The sequence below is a fragment of the Nocardia sp. CNY236 genome (assembly GCF_000482385.1).
Lineage (GTDB): Bacteria > Actinomycetota > Actinomycetes > Mycobacteriales > Mycobacteriaceae > Nocardia.
Window position 1 is genome coordinate 148034 of the sequence record NZ_AXVD01000016.1, and the last position, 18516, is coordinate 166549.

General features: G+C 63.1%; 15 protein-coding genes and 1 pseudogene. 9 read left to right on the top strand and 7 right to left on the bottom strand.

All coding sequences use genetic code 11. The features are described 5' to 3' along the window. Window positions 1-120: 120 nt before the first annotated feature. The 4 genes from K940_RS0111825 to K940_RS27915 are packed head-to-tail and all read right to left on the bottom strand — an operon-like array spanning window position 121 to window position 3943. Window positions 121-2685: a DEAD/DEAH box helicase gene (locus K940_RS0111825; protein WP_028477730.1), complete on the bottom strand. Its 2565-nt coding sequence runs from the start codon at window positions 2683-2685 to the stop codon at window positions 121-123. Next, a complete protein-coding gene (locus tag K940_RS32965; RefSeq protein ID WP_196812169.1) occupies window positions 2577-3188 on the bottom strand; it encodes a hypothetical protein in 612 nt (203 codons plus the stop codon). The genes K940_RS0111825 and K940_RS32965 overlap by 109 nt, the downstream gene beginning before the upstream one ends. Further along, entirely contained in the window at window positions 3178-3657 is a 480-nt protein-coding gene (locus tag K940_RS27910; protein WP_051407102.1) for a DUF4254 domain-containing protein, read from the bottom strand. The genes K940_RS32965 and K940_RS27910 overlap by 11 nt, the downstream gene beginning before the upstream one ends. A 10-nt stretch (window positions 3658-3667) precedes the next feature. After that, window positions 3668-3943, bottom strand: coding sequence for a hypothetical protein (locus K940_RS27915; protein ID WP_231390337.1), 276 nt, complete (start codon window positions 3941-3943; stop codon window positions 3668-3670). A 187-nt stretch (window positions 3944-4130) separates the two neighbouring features. Here K940_RS27915 and K940_RS0111845 point away from each other — a divergent pair, with 187 nt between their 5' ends. The 7 genes from K940_RS0111845 (at window position 4131) to K940_RS27935 (ending at window position 10239) form a co-directional block, all read left to right on the top strand. Beyond that, on the top strand, window positions 4131-4973 hold the full coding sequence (locus K940_RS0111845) for a helix-turn-helix transcriptional regulator (RefSeq protein ID WP_028477732.1): 843 nt from the start codon (window positions 4131-4133) through the stop codon (window positions 4971-4973). Between the two features lie 66 nt (window positions 4974-5039). Next, entirely contained in the window at window positions 5040-5420 is a 381-nt protein-coding gene (locus K940_RS27920; protein WP_036528307.1) for a DUF397 domain-containing protein, read from the top strand. Between the two features lie 1077 nt (window positions 5421-6497). Beyond that, entirely contained in the window at window positions 6498-7049 is a 552-nt protein-coding gene (locus K940_RS31560; RefSeq protein ID WP_081706303.1) for a DUF3558 domain-containing protein, read from the top strand. Between the two features lie 28 nt (window positions 7050-7077). After that, window positions 7078-7479 carry a hypothetical protein gene (locus K940_RS32270; protein WP_155980818.1) on the top strand — a complete coding sequence of 134 codons (402 nt, stop codon included), beginning with the start codon at window positions 7078-7080 and terminating at the stop codon, window positions 7477-7479. Window positions 7480-8832: 1353 nt separating this feature from the next. Continuing rightward, a complete protein-coding gene (locus K940_RS32970; protein ID WP_196812171.1) occupies window positions 8833-9060 on the top strand; it encodes a hypothetical protein in 228 nt (75 codons plus the stop codon). Continuing rightward, entirely contained in the window at window positions 9047-9814 is a 768-nt protein-coding gene (locus K940_RS0111875; RefSeq protein WP_028477735.1) for an ESX secretion-associated protein EspG, read from the top strand. The genes K940_RS32970 and K940_RS0111875 overlap by 14 nt, the downstream gene beginning before the upstream one ends. Before the next feature lie 119 nt (window positions 9815-9933). Then, complete coding sequence (locus K940_RS27935) at window positions 9934-10239, top strand: cupin domain-containing protein (RefSeq protein WP_231390338.1); 306 nt, start codon at window positions 9934-9936, stop codon at window positions 10237-10239. Between the two features lie 76 nt (window positions 10240-10315). Here K940_RS27935 and K940_RS33555 read toward each other — a convergent pair whose 3' ends face one another. Beyond that, the gene (locus K940_RS33555; RefSeq protein ID WP_231390344.1) at window positions 10316-10546 is read right to left on the bottom strand and encodes a hypothetical protein; all 231 of its coding nucleotides are present in this window, start codon (window positions 10544-10546) and stop codon (window positions 10316-10318) included. 112 nt (window positions 10547-10658) lie between these two features. Continuing rightward, window positions 10659-11429: pseudogene (locus tag K940_RS33560) on the bottom strand (IS630 family transposase); the annotation flags it as partial. A gap of 830 nt (window positions 11430-12259) precedes the next feature. Here K940_RS33560 and ltrA point away from each other — a divergent pair. Both ltrA and K940_RS0111895 read left to right on the top strand, forming a co-directional pair. Next, entirely contained in the window at window positions 12260-14071 is a 1812-nt protein-coding gene (gene ltrA / locus K940_RS0111890) for a group II intron reverse transcriptase/maturase (RefSeq protein ID WP_028477736.1), read from the top strand. A gap of 81 nt (window positions 14072-14152) precedes the next feature. Beyond that, window positions 14153-15523, top strand: a complete 1371-nt coding sequence (locus K940_RS0111895) for an IS1380 family transposase (protein ID WP_036528311.1) — start codon at window positions 14153-14155, stop codon at window positions 15521-15523. Window positions 15524-15724: 201 nt separating this feature from the next. On the opposite strand, the gene K940_RS0111900 is transcribed toward K940_RS0111895, so the two are convergent. Further along, window positions 15725-18516, bottom strand: a 2792-nt coding sequence (locus K940_RS0111900; protein ID WP_155980819.1) for an AAA domain-containing protein, incomplete at its 5' end; no start/stop codon positions are given.

Consider the following 18516-nt stretch of genomic DNA (forward strand, 5'->3'; position numbering starts at 1 on the left):
GCCGGCAAGGCGGGCGAATACTCGAGTGATCTGAGCGGGCGTTTGGAGCCGACATCACGCCACCCGGCCGAACCGAATACCGGGCTGGCCGAGTTCAACTGTGTGCCTGTGATGTAGCTCCTAGCGGGTGTGCGATTGTCCAGGCGGAGGTGGCCCGAGGTCTACACCGAGTGCGCGCAGCTGGGCGGCTCGATCCGGGTGCAGGGCGCCGGCGCGGTATTGCTTGCGACGGGTGGTCAGCCAGCTGCCGAGATGGAAGCCGTTGGCGGTGATGTACTTCGACGGGACCGCCACCGTTCCGTGCTCGTTTCGGTAGGTGATGAGCAGATCGATACCTGTGGTCCAGAGGGTTTCGCATGGGTTCCAGTCCATCCCGAGCGCCTCGAGTGTCGAGACACGATCAGAGCTGAGCGTTCCGGCATGATAGTTGCGGCGTTGGGTGGCGATCCAATTACCGAGTTTGTAGCCGTCGGCGGTCACGTAACGCAGCGGGACGCGGCCGGTGCCGTGCTCGCGGCGATATTCGGCGAACCGGCGCAGGCCGGTGTGCCAGGCGGTCGCGCTCGGGTCCCAGGCCACCCCGAGGTCGTCGAGTTGTGCGATGCGTTCGGGGCTCAGGTGGCCGAGTCGCCGGTGGCGTCGGTTGCTGTTCAGCCAGGTTCCGAGCCGCAGGCCATCGCTGGTGACATGCCGTTGCGGCACGTCGATGTGGCCGTGCTGGGCGCGGAATTCGCGCAGCGCGTCGATGGCACGCAGCCATTGGGTGTGTAGCGGGCGCCAATCGATGTCGAGCGCCTCCAGTTGTGCGATGCGGTCGGGACGCAGCGTCCCGGCGTGGTGGTGGCCGCGGCAGTGTCGCAACCATGTGCCGAGGCGGCGACCGTCGGGGGTTCGGTAGGTTTCGGGAATGTCGAGGTGACCGTGCTCGGCATGAAAAGCCCGTGCAGCGGAGATGTTTTCGGCCCACTGGGTGTCGTGCCCGGGGTCGCGGCGACGGCGGTCGGCCGGGTCGATGCCAAGGGCGTGCAGGGCGGCCGTCTCGGCGTCGGTGAGGTTGCCGTCACGGTGACGTCGCCGTTGGTTGGCCAACCAGGCGCCCAGCGCATGCCCGTCGAGCGTGACGTGGTTGTGCGGGACTTCAGCGGTGCCGTGTTCGGTGTGGTAGGCGACCAGCGCGTCATAGCTGTCCCACCAGGACACGGCGGTGGTGTCCACGGTGCGCAGCAGGATCGAGCGGTGGAATTCGTCGCCGACCCGCGCCGGGGCGCCGTCGATGTGCAGCCACGGGGGAGCCGGCTCGTGATCAGGTGACGTTCGGTCACGGCGGTTGGTGCTGCGTCGTCGTGCTGCGAGGTAGTCGGCGATGCGTTCGTCATGGGCGCGCAGCGCTCGCACGACCCGCCACACGGTGTCGAACTCCGAACCTTCCAGGGCCGCTGTCGGATTCTCGTCCTCGGTGAGGAAGATCGGCACGATGATCGTGGCGACCTTGGTGCTGTCGGGGCCGCGGCGCACGGCACGCCCGACTGCTTGCACCACGTCGGTGGCGGAGTCTCTCGGGTCGGCGAACATCACCGCGTCCAAGGCGGGCACGTCCACGCCTTCGGCGAGCACACGGGCATTGGCGAGTACGACCGTCGATTCGCCGGGTTCGCGCAACGCGGCCAAGGCGTGCCGGCGGCGGTCAGGCGGCATATCTCCGCTCACCCAGTGCGCGTGGACCGGCCGGTATGGCCGGTGGTCTGTCGGAAGCATGTCGATTGCACGCCGCAGTCCGGCGGCGAATCGGCGCGCCGACAGCACTCGCCCGTGATAGGTGATCACCCGCCGCAGTCGATAGTCGCGGATCGCTTTCGCCAACGCGATCTGCATTCCCAGCATCCGCGCCGAGACCGCATGCCCGTCGACTGTCACGATCTGCTGCGACGCGGTCAGTTTCGCGACCTCTCCATCGGTGACCGTCACCACCGCGACCCGGTAGTCGGCGAGCAGATCGGCGTCGATGGCCGCCGCGAACGACAGGTGAAATACCCGCCGCCCGAACACCGTGGGGTCGTCCATGCTGATCAGGTCGACCCCGCCAGTGGTCGGAACGCGTGGTGTCGCGGTCGAATACAGCCGACGGCGCGCCGGTAGCAACCGGTCGTCGTGAACCTGAGCCCAGCGCCCGGCGAGCCCGGCGGTGCGATGCGCTTCGTCGATCACGATCAGATCCCATCCCGGCAGCCGGTATTCGGTATGTGCTGCGATGATCACCGCGAGGCTGGCGTAGGTCGCGAATACCGTGATGCGACCGCGACGCCGGACCACGTGGGCGATGTCGTGCGGGTCGGTCGTCACCGGGGCGTGCGGGCCGTGCACCTCGCTACGGAGCGTTGCCGCCGCGTCGGTGGCGCGGGCGTCGCCACAGACTGCCGCGACCAGTCCGCTTGCGGCGCCCAAGTACACGACGTAGGCGTGTGCGGTCTGCGTCAGCAATTCCACTGTCGGAACGAGCACCAACACTCGGCCTTCACGGGCCAGTCGCCGCGACGACTCGGCCCCGATGATCGTCTTCCCCGTTCCGCAGGCCGCAACTATCGTCGCTCGTCTACATCCCTTCCCGGTGGCGTCCAGTTCGGCGCAGATCTTGTCGACGGCGTCGCGTTGGTGCGGCCACAACCGTGGCCTTGCGGACTGTTCCACGAAAGCTCCCCCAGGGCTTCGGTAGAGGTGGGTGTGTGTTGGTGATTCGACGCCGCAGCAGGCCGACCCGGGGTGAACCGGCGTTGCGGCTGTCCGATTTCGCACCACGACACGGTGTGTCCGCCTGCGCGGTAGCGGCCGTGCCGTACGCCGATCCGTTCGAGACCTTCGCTGATCGATCGACCGGCGTCTTCGGCAAGTGCAGCGTTCTCCGGAGAGTCGTAGAGTTCGACCACCACCCGGCCACCCACTGCGCGTATGCACACCGTCATCCGTGTCGGATGCGCCGACCGATGGGCTTCGATCGCGGTGACGAACCCTGTTGTCAGCGCATCTGTCGCCCGCTCGACGTCGGCTATCAGATCCGGCCGACACCATTTCCGTAGGACGTCGCGCACGAACATTGCCGCGACTGGAATCGCCGTGGGCTGCGCTGCCAGAGCGAGGTGTTCGGTTGGGCCGCTGGGCGCTGTCGGCTGGTAGCCAGTGCGGCTATCGGTCATGATCACCGCCTCCGTCGGCGCGACGCTCGTCGGGTCGAGGTGCGGTGAGGTCCGGCAGCCTGCGGGTGCGTGCAGTGATCTCGGCGGCGAGGTCGGTGTAAACGAGACTCAACTCCGCCAACCGCTTCCAGGCGAAATGCAGCTCGCAGGCCGGGGTGTCGACGCGCAGGGTGGCGAAGGCGTGCACACAGAACTGCACCAGCCGGTCGACGACCATGCCCATCGTTTCCGAATGCATCGCAGCTGCACCGAGTGGTGGCGGCATGGTGGTGGCGACCCACCGATCGATGTCGCGCACCCATCCAGCACGCGCGCAATCGATGTCATCGATGCGAGGCGGTTCGGCCGCCCGCCGAGCGTGGTGGAGCAGGGTCAGTTCGTGTGCGGCAACCAGCACCGGGTGCGGCAGGTGTACCGTTCCGGCGCAGGCTTCCAGTAGCAGGTCTTTGGACGGCAGTGGTGGTGTCATCGGGCACGCCTCACTGTGATCCGCTGGTGCGGCGGAGCCCGAACCGATTCCGCGGTTGCCCGGCTTCCGCTGGCGCCCAGGAACATTCCACCGCGGCCATTCCGGCTAGCTCCGCAGCGGTCAGACCCACTGCCCGAGCCAGCCTTTGGACGCCGTCGATTTCTTCGGCGGCGCGTAGTGCGGCCACCGCTTGGTCGGTGGTGAGCGTTCTCCCCGGTAGGAAGCTCACGGTCCAGCGGCCTTGCCCAACCGATCTCGCGTGGTGCGTCGTGCGATCACTGGACATGAATGAACCTCTGGTCACCTGCACTGTCATGGAGACCCCCTGTTGATCGAGATGTCGGTGTTGCCATCAAATTTGAGATGTGCGGGCAATATTTGGATATTAGACGTCTAGACGGAGGTTCCGTGCAAAATTGCACAGAACTTGAGAGAGTAGGATTCGCCCACAACATCGACATGGAGGTGTACGTATGGCCGACAAGCCAGCCCCGACTCTCCGTGCTCAGTGGTTGGGGCAGCAGCTCAAGAGATACCGGGACGAGGCGGGTATGACCTTGAAAGAAGCTGCGGCGTATCTGAAGCGCGACTCGTCGACCGTGAGTCGATTCGAAGCAGGGCTGTACCCTCCACGCGAGGACGATGTACAGGAACTGTTGACTCTCTACGGCGTTTCAGAAGAGAAGGCGCGAGCATCACTGCGCAAACTGAGTCTTGAGGTCTGGCAAAAGGGTTGGTGGGAGGGCTATGCACGAGACGTCGACCCCTCGATCATCGACTACGCCTGGATCGAAGCCAGAGCAACTGAGATACAGTCGTTCAATGCGGTCGTCGTGCCTGGGCTACTGCAGACGCCGACCTACGCCCACGCCGTAATCCGTGCAGTTGATCCCGGAGCACCCGATGAGCAGATCGACCGCTGGCTCGAAGTCCGAGCAATCCGTCAGCAAGTTTTGTTCAGACCCAGACCTGTGTGTTTGACGACTGTTCTCGATGAGTCCGTGTTGCGCAGGCAAGTCGGTGGTGCGTCTACGGCCAAAGACCAGATAGCACACCTCGCGACGCAAGCCGAACGTGCGAATATCGATATTCGTGTACTCCCCGAAAGCATTGGCGCACACGCGGCGCCGGACGGGTCGTTCAAGGTCTTCATCATGCCGGAGCCCTACCCCGACCTTGCGTGCATCGAGACTCCGGCTGGCGTCATATACGTGGAGAATGACGGTATCAGCAAATTCACTACAGCGTTCGAACGCCTGTACGCAGCGGCACTCACCTCTGAAGAGTCCCTGGCTCAACTGCGGAAGTATGCTTGATAGCTCAAGCGGTCCGCTGGCTATGCTGTACGGAGTCGCTGTCGGCGACAACTTCGAGGAGTACTGATGGTTCCCCAGCAGAATTCGAGTCCAGATTGGCGCAAGAGTAGTTTCAGCGGTGATGGAGGCGGAGGTAACTGCGTAGAAGTGCGCTTTGTCGGCGATAGGGTGCAGATCCGAGACAGCAAATTTTCGCGCATCCGCGCGAACGAACCGGCGAGACAGCCGATTGTCGAGGTTCGATACGGGTCATGGTCTGTATTTGTCCATGCAGTAGCAGGTTTGACCGACGACTTCGATACTGGGTCCCTGTCTGTAGAGCGCACTGACGACGGCAGCGCGATCATTCGTGCTGTAGACGGTACGACCCTCAGCTACACCTTGGCAGAGTGGAATGCGTTCGTGGCTGGAGTCCGCAACGGCGAGTTCAGCCTCGTCGCTGCCTGATCCTCGCTTCGGCTTGTTCGAGTGGGGGTAGTACACAATGGTCGATGTGGGTAGGCTCCTGCTCCGGTAGACCTACTTCATAGGGTCTTGAAGACGTGCGGGCTGACGTTGTCTGCAACGTGGTGGTGAATACCGATCGGTGGGCGGGGCAGCCGCTTGGCCGCCAACCACGCGCCAGGTCTTCAGCTGTGCCACAGCAGTTTCCACAGGAGCACGCAGCCCGGACAGTGCCCGCTTGACGCGCTTGTCGTTACGACCCACCAGCCGGCCGAGACGTTTGCAGATCGGGGTCATTCGATGCCGTTGACACCGAGAATGCCCAGTTCGGTGAGCGTACGGGCCAGTCAGCTGCTGGCGAGCCCTCACGCGGCGTAGGCGACGGCGTCCTAGTGGGCGTGCCGAGGGACGGAGACCGTTCGCGGCCAGCAGCTTGCCGGTCCCGGTCGCGGGTACCTGTACGTTGATCCTGGCGCAGCGGGTCCTGTTGGAGAAGAACCTTGGGTGGGCTCGCCAACTCCGCGCCGGACAGATCGTGGCGTAGACCAGTACCGTAGCCGCGGTTACTACCGTGCGGGGGCAGGGAAGTTGGCGGCCAGGACCTCGGCAGTCACCGGTTTCAGCAGCCGCTACCTTCGGTGCATCATGCTGGCTGACGCCCGGGTCAGGTTGCGCCGCATCCCGACCACTAGCAGCATGATCGACCAGAATAGTCCCAGAGTCCACGGCGGCTCGACGTGGCCGGCAGCACCGCACGCACTCGCCCGACACCTCGGCCAATTGCATTTCGTCAGTCCCGTCATAGCCTCGAACCGCACTGGCTCCCTTGAGCTCTCCTGCAGAATCGGCCGTCCCAATGAGATACGGTTGAGCCGCTACTCGTTCAAACCGAAAAGCGGACGCTCGACACGTTCGGGATGGAACGGAATGCCCCGCAGCCGAACAGCCACCGAGTTCACGGGGCACACACGAATAGGCCTCTAGGAGTCAGGGCTGAGGGCGTCGGGCGTGGGTCAACTCTATACATGAGTTGCTATGCTGTGACGAGGTCTTCTCTGAGGTCAGGGGGTTGTAGTGCGAATGCTAGCGGCGACAGTCGGGCTCTGTGCTGTGCTGGTGTTGGCCGGATGTGGAAAACAGGTGCCAGGTCAGGCGAGTGCCCGAGACGAGATGTCACCGCAAGCGAACGCTGGGCAAAGTGCTACCGACGCCGGCCTCTACGATCCATGCACGTTGCCAGACGACGCAATCGTGGCCTTAGGTGCGGATCCGGCCACCAAGAATGACAACCCATTCCGGGTTCCGCGCGCGGGGTGGAAAGGTTGCGCATGGATTGCCGGTTGGCATGGACTTGCGGTTTTTGCTACCGACTACCCTATTTCAGAATTTATGGCAAACCACACTTTTCGCGATTTCACGGACGTTGATATCTCAGGACGGAAAGCTATGACATTCTATCAGGGTGTTGAGAATTCACCCCCTGATAATTGCATTGTCGTGTTTGATACACCACGCGGTGTTGTTCAATTGAGGATAGATGATCTCGCCAGGGATAGAGACAAGGGCGCTGACGAGTTGTGCGCTGTGGCGGTCAGCTCGACTGAATCATTGAACTCGTTATTCCCGCAATGAACTAGCCGACTAGATACATGTAAGGTCAATGGTGTCTGAAGCAACAAATATTACGCGGGAATTTCAGTTTTTGGCTAGTGAGGCAAGTGCGGGTCGTCTGCTCATCGAGGATGGGGTAGCCGAACGCTGTATCGATATTTGTAACCGATACGCCAGCAGTCTCAACAGTGTGAGGTTGACCGCGTCGTTCCTAGTGTACATTGACTCATTCGGGATACTTGACTCCGCGAGAGAGTTGGGTGGGAAGTTCTATGAGTTGGTGACTGGTGGGCGAGGTTCGGGTTCAATCGATGACTCACTCGCTCAGCATATCGAGATTATTATGCAGATGATCGATATGTTTCAGAAAGCTGGCGAGGCATACAAAGCGGCAGATGGTCGTGCTCGGCAGGCAATCGAAAGTGCGGGCGATCAAATTTTCGATCTCTAGACTGGATAGTTGCTGCATGTCATATTCTGCTAATCAAAACTAGCTAACGGGGGCGCAGTGGGTTTCGATGACTTCGTGGAAGGTCTAGGTCGTGCGATTGCCGCGGGCGGTGCAGGCCCAATAGGCACGTTGTTGGGTACGAAGTACGGGAGCGATAGCTATGGGCCGAATCCAGAGCAAATGGATGCACAGAGAGCCGGAGAGGAGGCGCGCAAGCGGCTGCATGAACAGAATGTGCGTTTAACAGAGAACTTCCACGGTAACTATCTACCTCAGGTCGTGCCGCCTGTCCTCGAGCAGTTTGTCTCGATGCCTCATTCTAAGATCATTGAATTCATTGAATCCATCGATCTAGGGAAGATTTGGGATAGTGTGCTTGGTTGGCGGGATCTGGCCAAGGGTGCTCTGGACGGAGCTATAGATTTCCAGCACGAGATTAACAATGCGATTGGACAGGGCTGGCAAGGAGCTGCCGCGAGTCGCGCAATGGAAAGCGTACAACGGTATGTCAGTGATGTGCATAACGTGGAACAGGCCGCCAATATCGTCGCGAACAAAATAGAGGAAGCCTATACGGGATTCAATCAAGTGCATCATCAGGTGCCGCGAGAAACCGGCGACCGTGGAGGTTCGTTGCCCTGGCCTCTATCTAATATTTCCTTGTTGGGTGGATTCGCACCTTTTGCTTTCAACGTGCTGGCTGACCACGGCCGTGCCCAAGCAGCCCAGGACCACGCCAATGAGGTCATGCGGACCGTGTACGCGCCGGTTGCGCTACAAGCGGATACGAATGTCCCGCGAATTCCCGACCCTATTCAGCCATTCGATTCCTCGTCGCCCCCACCAGTGCCCGGCTCCGAACCGCCGAAGACGCAACCGCCTGTCACTTTTCGCGACCCTACCCAGCCATCCGATTCCTCGTCGCCCCCGCCAGTGCCTGGCTCCGACCAGTCGGGGACGGACCCGGCAGCTACTTCTCCCGATCCATCGTCTGGCCCTGCCTCTGAGCAAACAGGCACGTCAGGACTACTTCCGTCGCAAGACCAGTTGGGCGACAACTCTGCCGGCCGGAATCCGAACGCGATACCATCCGAAACTCCGGCTACGACAGCCGCCAGCAACAACTCGGCGCCAGGGGCGGCTGTCGGTCCGAATTTATCTGGTGGCCAAGGAACATCGGGTGGTACCGGCCCCTCTGGTGGCACAGGATTCGGTGGTTCCGGTTCGCCTGGTAGTTCGGGATCGCCTGGTGGTTCCGGGATCTACGGTGGCCCAGGGTCGTCCGGGAGATCGGGGTATTCCGGTGGCTCGGGGTCGTCGCCCGGCGGGCCTGGGCGCGGCGTTCCAGGAGGGATGCCAGCTGGTGGGCCGACGGCGAATGCCAGCGGCGCTGGCGGCGGGCGGCCCGGCATGGCCGGGATGCCTGGCGGAATGATGCCGCCCGGTCAGCGGGGCAAGGGTGACGACGAAGGGAATGAACACAACTCGCCCGACTATCTGCGCGGCGTGCAAGAGCAGCTGCTCGGGCCGGACATCCCGGCTGTCCCTCCGGCGATCGGCGACGACAATGTCGAGCGGTGACACCTGGAAGCTGTCACCGCTCGAGTTCTACGTCGCTTGGGAGGCAATGGGCCGCGACCGGATGCCGTTTCCACTGATCTTTCGGACCGAGGTGGAAACCCAGATGGAGTTCGACCGCGAACGCAGCGGTGCGGCGCAATCGGTGGTCGACAAGGTCGGTGGCGACGACGGCTTGTACTGGGCGTTGCATGCGCTCGCGCAGCCGCAGGTGCGAGTCGAGATGCTCGGCTACCGGCGGGATGGGCGCGAGCGAATGGTGAGGGTCAGCGCCGGGATCGGCGACGACCGGGGCGTGGTTGCCGCCCAAAAGCCCGGCCCGGAAGCCGAATCAGGTGGCGACATCGTGCTCTTCCCGCACGCATCCAGCGCCGTCGTGAAACGAATCACCACGATCCTCCCCGACACTGCACTCGGTTCGGTGACCGGAATCGACTTCCACCGTGCCGATCTCGAGCCGGACGAACGCGCCTGGACCGCCTCACGCGGCCGTACCCCCCAGGCGGAAGTGACTCGTTTCTTCGAACGCCCATATGACACCTACGTCGAAATCCGGGTGGATGCCGGGCCAGCCCTGGACGGCTGGAAGGAAGGTGGGCATACCCTGAGGGTGATCGACTTCGTCGACGACGGTCGATACCTGATTCACACATCCGAACGACTCGTGGCGATCCCAGTGACCCGACAGGGGCTGGTCGACAGCATTCAACGGTATGTCGACCGCGCGATGCCCGAAGCGGACGAGGAGTTCTGGTGATGGCCGAGCAGTAGGCTTACCGGGTATGACCACTGAATCCGTCAGTCTGGATAGCGTTCTGGCCACGTTCACCGAAGTGTTTCAGCCCGCGGATCGTTGCGACGATCAACGACTACGACGTGCGCATCGCCAAAATCGACGGCGAATACATCTGGCACGCGCACGACGACACCGACGAGTTCTTCCTGGTGATCGACGGTGAAATGATAGTCGCCGAGCGGGACTCGCCCGATTCGCCCGAGCGGCACGTCGTCGTTCCCAAAGGGTCGGTGTATGTGGTGAAGCGAGGTGTCGAGCACAAGCCGATGGCGCCGGACGGTGCGTCGATCTTGATGGTGGAGCCGAGCGGAACTGTCACGACCGGTGATCGCCCCGAAGAGGTCCCCGACCATATCCAGTCCTCGCGCGGGCATCGGGTGCACTGAGACGCTCACTTCACCGATGCGCGATGTCGTCGGAGTGCAGCAGGACGTGACGGACTCCGGCCCGGCTAGTGCCTCGTCAAGCGACCTTCGGTAGGTAATCGGGGTGGCGGATCTTGGAGTTGACGGCGAAGTCGCGTTTGGGTCGGGCGTGCTGGTTGTACCAGCGGATGTAGGTGCCGATCGCGGCGTCCTGTTCGTCGTGGCTGCGGTGATCGGTCCCGTTCAAGGCGAAGTACCGTAGAGCCGCGAATTCGGACTCGATCCAGTTCAACCACGATGAATAGGTGGGTAGCAAGACCAGTTCCACGTTGTTGTCCGCGGCCCATACGCGGACCTCGGCGCGTTTGTGCGGGGACGATGGCGTAGAGCTTCTGTCCCCGCCAGCGCGCCCGCAGCGACTTCAGCAGCGACAGGAACTCCTGCCACCGTTGACGATCTCGGATCCGGTAGTGGAGTTTGCCGGTCGCCAGATCCAGAGCGCCGAGTAGGTGCCGCACGCCCTGGGTGCGCCGGTAGGTCGCCCGCAGCCGTTTCGGGGTTCGTCGCGGGAACCAGCCACGACCAGCGCGGGGTTGCACGTTCAGCGGCCCGAACTCGTCCACGCATACCACCCGTCCATCGGTGGGTGGATGGTCGTAGAGGTCCAGGACGCGGTTCATCTTCGCGGTGAACTCGGGGTCGCTACCGGCTTTCCAGGTCTTCGTGGTCTGCCACGACACGCCTTCAGCTTTGAGGATCTTGCGCAGAGTTTCGCGGCTGATCTCAGCGATTCCGTTGATGAGCAACACTTCTCGCAGTTTCGACAGGCTCCACACAGAGAACGGCCAGCCCAGGTCACGCGGACAACACCGGGCGATGCAGGCGATGCGTTCACCCGTCGCCCGATCGACCTTCCTCGGCCTGCCCGCACTCCATTTCGGGTCCAGCGCGTCGAACCCCCGCTCGTTGAACTCGTGGATCACCTGCCGTACATACGCCTCGCTGACCTGCATCAACCGTGCGATCGCGGGCACCGGCTGCCGCTGCGCCGAAGCCATCACCACGACGGCTCGTCGCACCCTGATCGGCTGCCTGCTCGTCTTGGTGATCTTCTGCAACCGGCGCCCCTCCTCCGGGGACACCGCCCACACAAACACTTCCGGTCTCCGAGCCACCGACACCATCTCCACTGGCAGCATCACCGACCACATGCCCACGATCAACCCGACACCCGGTTACCGAAGCAACCCACTTGGACGAGGCACTAGCCTCGCCCGTTCATGCTAATTCCGGTACTGCATGCCAGAGTTAACGAAAAGGTGCTCCTACCTGCGATAATCCGACTTGCTGAAGGTTGGATTTCGAGGTTGTAGGAGCACCTTTTCGGTGAAGGTGCGACACGAGGTCGCGTGTGTTGAGTGGATGCTCTTATGAGAGGGGTCGGTGTTGGTGCCGATGACAGGGTAGTCCCGGGTCAGTGTCCGAGGATCTGTCCCCACCCGGACGTGCGTCGCTGGTAACGGCGGGGTGCGAAGCTCCGGGGAGAAGCCCAAGTGCTGCCGTTCCACCCGGCGGCAACAAGCGAGGGGAAGGCCGGACGGGTGAACGACAGTGAACCCTCGATGACGTCTCGTGAAAAAGGGCCTGGGCCGGTGGGATGTTCGAGCCAGGTGAAGGGCGAGCCGCTGAAAGGCGGCAGGCGCCGGATGGATGATTCACGCCGTCCGGGAGGACACCGCCGTCCCCGGGACACAGAGGGCGCCCTCCCCGGCCGCATCTTGCATGCGCGGAACGTGGAAACCCCGACGGAGTCCGCCACCCCGATGGGGTGGCGGTGGGCCGACTGTGAGGAAGGCTGAAATCTCCGGCGGGACAGGACGGCTCGAGAAGCGAAGGCCGGTGGGGCGAAAGGCCAGGGGAAATCGGGACCACGAGCGGCGGCCTCTCCGCTGCGGTCCCGGCCAACCCGCCGGATACCGGGCCTGGTGCCCGGGTCCGAAAGGACGCCGACGCGAGCCGGGTGAGCTTGTGGAGAGAGACGATGACAGCAACGGCAGCACCGATGGGCAAGTTGGACGCTGCGACGGAGGTCGGGGTGAACGGACCGGAGGGCGGTCTGTTCGTGGGTCGGGATTGGGACAGTGCCGATTTCGACCGCGCGGGCAAGAACGTAGGTCGGCTGCGTCAGCGCATCTTCACGGCGTCGAGGAATGGGGACCTGGCTGCGGTCAGGAACCTGCAGAAGCTGATGCTCCGGAGCCTGTCGAACACGCTGATCAGCGTGCGGCGGGTGACGGAGATCAATGCCGGACGCAGGACGGCCGGGGTGGATGGGCAGGTCGTGCTCACCGCTGCGGGTAAAGCCGAACTGGTGCGTTTCATCCAGCAGCGCGACAGGATATGGCAGGCCCGTCCGGTCCGGCGGTTGTTCATCCCGAAGAACGGCTCGGGGCGAAAGCGCCGCCCGCTGGGTATTCCGGTGATCGTCGACCGCTGCCATCAGGCGCGGGCGGTGAACGCGCTGGAACCCGAGTGGGAGGCCCGGTTCGAGGCGAGATCGTATGGTTTCCGCCCCGGCCGGGGCTGTCATGATGCGATCGGGGTAATCTACAACACACTCAATGGGCGCGACCCGAAACGGGTGTGGATCCTGGACGCGGACCTGGCGGCGGCGTTCGACCGCATCGATCACGACCACCTTCTCGCTGAACTGGGCACCTTCCCCGCTCGGGGCATGGTCGCGCAGTGGCTGAAGGCCGGGGTGGTCGAACGCGGACGGTTCACCCCGACCGAGCAGGGAACGCCGCAGGGCGGGCTGATCAGCCCCGTCTTGTTGAACGTTGCCCTGCATGGGATGGAAACGGCTGCGGGCGTGCGTTATCACCTCTCCGGCCGGCATGCCGGAGAAACCACGCCCGATAGCCCGGTTCTGGTCAGATACGCTGACGACCTGGTGGCCTTGTGTCACAGCCGCGAAGCGGCTGAACAGGTCAAACAGCGGCTCGCCGTGTGGCTCGCGCCGAGGGGGCTGGTCTTCAACGAGGACAAGACACGAATTGTCCGCGCGGAGACCGGATTCGATTTCCTCGGATTCAACGTGCGCCGCTACCGCTGCGGCAAGCTACTGATCAAACCGAGCAAAGCAGCCGTGAAGCGGATCCGGGAACGGCTGCGCCGGGAAGTCCGCGCTTCGCGCGGCGCTCCGCCTCTGGCGGTGCTGCGAACGCTCAACCCGATCGTTCGCGGCTGGGCAGCCTACTACCGGACGGTGGTCTCCAAAGACGTGTTCGTGTCCCTGGATCACCACCTCTGGCAGCTCACCTATCGGTGGGCACTGGCCAGGCACTCGACGAAGTCGAAGCATTGGGTCGTCGACCGGTACTTCGGCCGTTTCAACACCGCCCGGCAGGACCGATGGGTGTTCGGCGACCGGGAAACCGGCGCCTACCTCGTCAGGTTCTGCTGGACGAAGATCATCCGGCACCGGCTGGTCAAGGGCACATCGTCTCCGGACGACCCCGCCCTGACCGACTACTGGGCCGATCGGCGCCGCAGAACCAGCCCGGCCCCACTGGACCGGGCGACACTGCGGCTGCTACGACAGCAGAAAGGCTGCTGCCAGCTCTGCGGCCAGTTGTTGTTACTTGCCGATCGGCCACCGCAGTCCCCGACGCAGTGGGAGCAATGGCTGCGCACCACGAGAACGGCGATCAAAGCACGACACATCGCCTACCAGGGAGCCGAAACACCGGATGGAGTGCAACCCCGCCTCGCTCACGCCTCGTGCCTGCGACGAAAAACCAACAGCAGCACGAGATTTCTGCAACCTCGAACGCCTCGAGAGCTTGCTTGAGCCGAGATGCCCGGAAAGCGGGCACGTCCGGTTCTGAGGGGGCCTCGGCGCAGTAATGCGCCGGGGCTATCCGACAAGTCTATGTCGTGGTATCCGTCGCTGAAAGTTGGCGGGGATGGTTCGGGTGTGGTGTCGCAGGCGGGGGCGGTGGCGTTGCTGCGGACCGCGGTCATGGTGGGGTTGGATCGGGAGTTGTCGGCGGGGTTGTCGCTGTGGCGTAAGGCTCTGGCCACTCATGATCCTGGCAAGATCGTGCTGGATCTGTCGGTGGCGATCGCGCTCGGCGGGGACTGTGCAGCCGATCTTGCCCTGCTGCGGTGCGAGCCGGCGGTGTTCGGGTCGGTGGCCTCGGATCCGACGGTATCGCGGACGATTGCGGCGTTGGCCGCTGACGCGCCGAAGGCATTGGCGGTGATCGCTTCTGCTCGCGCGGTAGCGCGGTCGGCGGCGTGGGCCGCTGCCGGTGAGCACGCTCCCGATCACGGCATCGATGCGGAGAATCCGCTGATCATCGACGTGGACGCGAGTCTGGTCGATGCGCATTCGGACAACGAACACGCGGCCCCGACCTGGAAGAAGGGATTCGGGTTCCACCCGCTGCTGGCGTTCATCGACCACGGCTCCGGCGGCACCGGCGAGCCGGCGGCGATGCTGTTGCGGCCCGGCAACGCCGCAGCCAATACCGCTGCCGACCACAAGGAAGTCCTCGCCGCCGCGCTCGAGCAGTTGCCGTTCCGGCCTGGGTACCGGGTCGGCCGAAAGGTGCTGGTACGCACCGACGCCGGCGGCGGCACCCACGAATTCCTCACCTATTGCACGAACCGGAGGGTGGGGTACTCGCTGGGTTTCACCCTCACCGACGCGCTCGTCGATGCCGTGAACCTGGTCCCGAAGAAGGTGTGGACCCCCGCCTACGACGCCGAGGGCCAGGTGCGCGAGGGCGCGTGGGTCGCCGAGATCACCGATCTGGCCGAGTTGTCGGGCTGGCCGGACGGGATGCGGCTCATCGTGCGGAAAGAGCGCCCGCACCCCGGAGCGCAGCTACGGTTCACCGACGTCGACGGCCTGCGGTTGACCGCGTTCGTCACCAACACCCGCCGCGGCCAACTGCCGGATCTGCAGCTACGGCACCGCCGCCGCGCCCGCTGCGAGGACCGAATCCGATCGGCGAAGGACACAGGCGCCGGTAACCTGCCTTTCAAAGCCTACGACGCCAACCGGATCTGGCTCGCCCTCGTGGCACTGGCCCTGGACCTGACCGCATGGCTGCAAACCATCGCCCTACATGACCACGACGCCCGCAGATGGTCACCGAAAACGCTACGCCTGCAACTATTCTCACTCCCTGCCCGGATCATCCGCCACGCCCGCCGCACCTGGCTACGCCTGCCGCACCACGCCCCACACGCAGGCCTGCTCACCACCGCGATCAACCGCCTGCAACCCGGCTGACCAGCAACAACCACCCCTACCAGACGAAAGGACAACCATCCCGGGCCCGTGGAACCCGGCAGCCAACCCGCTGACCGGGCTACCCTCGGTTGCCCACACCCCGCTGATCAGCAGCGAAAACCCAATCCGAACCCGATCACGCCAGGATGCGGGCCCGGCGAAAGATCGAGGCTAGTGCAATGGAGCGAGTTGCGAGCTGGATCAACCGATCAGCGTTTCGGCTGCAACAACCTCAAACTCTCGGCGATAGCGCGCGTTTCTGATCGCGCGCATTCCGGGAGTTTGTCTCCGGCCCAAGAATTCCCAGTCTCCGATGATGAATAGGCGACCCCGCGTGAGGGTTAGCGCGGCGTTGAGTAGCTTGGCGGCGGCTACTTGGCGTCGCTCGCCGTTCAGAGCGGCTTGGGCAGCCCAGTGCTCCCGTCCATTGTCCTGCATCAGATCGAAGATCACGGTGTCGAACTGGCGGCCTTGAAGGCGGTGCGATGTGCCGCAGGGCACATCGAAGCCCTTGAGTTTCGATAGCGAGCTCGCCCGGTCGGCGTGCGCCGAGTAGGGGCAAACGAGCCCCATCGATTGGGTCCGGTCGCGGTTTTGGCACAGGCCGTCCATTATCTTCAGCCCCAGTGGATGCCACCAGGATGTGCCGTCGCGGTGAAGGCCCTGTTCAGGGTGTTTCGAGGTGTCAACGAAGGTAATGACCGGGCTGTCGATTTTTCCGCTCCACAAGGTTTCGAGTAGGCCGGCGTAGCAGAATTCGTTGACGATGTCGGCGATGATTTTCGGATAGCCGTACTGGGTTCGAAGAACAACGCAGCGAGAATGTGCTTCTGCCTTGGCGCGATCGCGGATTCCCAGCAGCGCGAAGACATCGTCACGTTGCCAGCGGCGCAGCTGTTGTTCTTCCTCGGTGACCCCATCGCCGATATCGGTGATCGGGGAGTTCTGCATGAAGTCTCCAACGAATGCGAAACCGCGATCGGCCTTCGAACCCGCGTAAACCAGCTGGCTGACGTAGGTCGACGCAGCGTCATTGACGATGACGGTGTCGAAGCGCCGGTTTGCCAGATCATTGGAGGTCGTCAGCGTAGCCAACGTGGAGGCGATGACGGGAGCAGATTTGAGTAGGTGTTTCCTGGCTTCGATGCACTCGTCTTCGATCTGCCCCTGCTCGTTGCGGAGTTGTTTTAACTCGGCATCGAGTTCGTGGACCCGCTTCTCGAGGCGCTTCATCTCATCGATCAGATCGAGCGCACCGACGGCCTTCGCGCTGCGGATGACGTCCTCGTAGTTCGGAACAGCCTCGGCGGCGGTCCTGTACAGCTCCATATTTTCGGGAAATTTCTCGAGCCATAGTTCGTCTTCTTGGAGAGTTTGTCGAAGTTCAGCGATCGTTTCCCTGCACTCCTGGCGTCGCCGAAATGCATTTCGAGCCAGGGCGAAACGTCGTTTGTTCTCCGCGGCATGGGCATTGACTGAGTCGAGACTGCCTCTTAGTCTCTCGAGTTCGGCCCTGTTCTCATCGATCGCGGCCATCTCTTCGTCTCCGTTATTGTCCTGCTCGGCGAGAGTTGATTCGATGGTAGCGATGCGCTGGGTGAGCTCATGGTATTGCTTCGCTGCCGAGGCGACGTCAAGCTGCCGTTTGGGCAGCGTATTGGCGACTGTCTTCTCCGCGTCGGACTGCTCTGACAACTGGCCGATCTCCCGGTGTAGCCGGGCGATGTTCTCGACCGTTGGTTCCCAATCTGCGGCGAGCCTCACGGCTTCATCCGCGTCGCCCTGTGCCTTGTAGGCCTGTTCGATCAATGGAATATCCCAGTCTCTGAGGCGGTCGACGATCGAGTCGAGCTCGCCGCGAGCGGGGTCCGAGCTATTGGCCGCCTGTTCCTCGAGGATCTCCTGTAAGGCTGCTGCCCGGTCGGTGAGCACAGCGGCAGCCTTGTCGAGTAGCAGCCAATCATGCTCGCGCACAGTCTGGTCGATCTTTTCTGGTCTGCCCACCCGTACGATCTGGCCCGGACCCGAGACGACGTCGGCCATTTGCTTCACGACTTTGTCTACGGCGCTGTGGGTGTGCGCGGCAATGAGCACAGATCTACCGGCAGCCATGGACGCCTCGATCGCCTTGACGATGACGGTGGTTTTCCCCGTACTACGAGGTCCCCAGATGAGCCATCCGCCTTCGGTTGTCATGGCGTGAAACGCTTGTGCTTGATCCGTGTTCAGGCCATCGACATCGGGGGCGGGTGAAAGCGTCTGCGCTGACCACAGGTCGGGAAGCCGGGGGCCGCGTCTCATCTCGCACAGCCGTCCACGCAGGTGATCCAGCAGGCTGGTGTCGCAGTACTTGACGCGCACGCGCGTCGCTCCTCGCAGGGCCTGGCGAGCCTTCTGCGTGACCTTGACTACGACTTGCCGCTGTGTAGGTGTGAACCTCAGGTGTACGCGACACCGACGCGGCGTGCCGGTGCGCGCTGCCTTCACTTCCTCGAGGAAGAAGGTCTGGCCGGACCATTGGAACGGTGGTAGCGGATGAGGCCGATCGACCTTCAGTAGCTCGGAAGACGGTAGCTGAAGCGGCTTGTTCGCGAAATCCTCCAGGTTGAGCGTTGGTTCCTCGTATTCGATGAGGCCATTGACCGCATCAACTGCACGCGATCGGATCCAGCGCCAATCCTCCTTGGTGTTGTTCGGTGGACTCATGCGATCTTGCGAACCGGCATTCTCACGCGAACTTCCACCTATCATGATCATCATGATAGGCCGTTCGACGCGAAAGATGTTATCTCCGAACAACTTCAGCTTGCGGGCCTCAGGCTGCTCAGTCTGCGAGTAGAGCGCGGTGTCGGGCACAAGCCGATGGCGCGGCGCCGGGTTGCGTCCAGCAAAGTGGTGTACGACCAGACGCCAGCGAAGTCTGAGCGTGTCGTAGCCGGATAGAGGACGGTCACCGCGTGATCCTTCAAAAGACCGACCAAAGTCTTCGAAGG

Excerpts from the sequence above, each read along its gene's own strand:
- K940_RS32965 (WP_196812169.1), bottom strand. The coding sequence starts at position 3,188 with ATGACCGATAGCCGCACTGGCTACCAGCCGACAGCGCCCAGCGGCCCA.
- K940_RS27910 (WP_051407102.1), bottom strand. The coding sequence starts at position 3,657 with ATGACACCACCACTGCCGTCCAAAGACCTGCTACTGGAAGCCTGCGCC.
- K940_RS27915 (WP_231390337.1), bottom strand. The coding sequence starts at position 3,943 with ATGTCCAGTGATCGCACGACGCACCACGCGAGATCGGTTGGGCAAGGC.
- K940_RS0111845 (WP_028477732.1), top strand. The coding sequence starts at position 4,131 with ATGGCCGACAAGCCAGCCCCGACTCTCCGTGCTCAGTGGTTGGGGCAG.
- K940_RS27920 (WP_036528307.1), top strand. The coding sequence starts at position 5,040 with ATGGTTCCCCAGCAGAATTCGAGTCCAGATTGGCGCAAGAGTAGTTTC.
- K940_RS31560 (WP_081706303.1), top strand. The coding sequence starts at position 6,498 with ATGCTAGCGGCGACAGTCGGGCTCTGTGCTGTGCTGGTGTTGGCCGGA.
- K940_RS32270 (WP_155980818.1), top strand. The coding sequence starts at position 7,078 with ATGGTGTCTGAAGCAACAAATATTACGCGGGAATTTCAGTTTTTGGCT.
- K940_RS32970 (WP_196812171.1), top strand. The coding sequence starts at position 8,833 with ATGCCAGCTGGTGGGCCGACGGCGAATGCCAGCGGCGCTGGCGGCGGG.
- K940_RS0111875 (WP_028477735.1), top strand. The coding sequence starts at position 9,047 with ATGTCGAGCGGTGACACCTGGAAGCTGTCACCGCTCGAGTTCTACGTC.
- ltrA (WP_028477736.1), top strand. The coding sequence starts at position 12,260 with ATGACAGCAACGGCAGCACCGATGGGCAAGTTGGACGCTGCGACGGAG.
- K940_RS0111895 (WP_036528311.1), top strand. The coding sequence starts at position 14,153 with ATGTCGTGGTATCCGTCGCTGAAAGTTGGCGGGGATGGTTCGGGTGTG.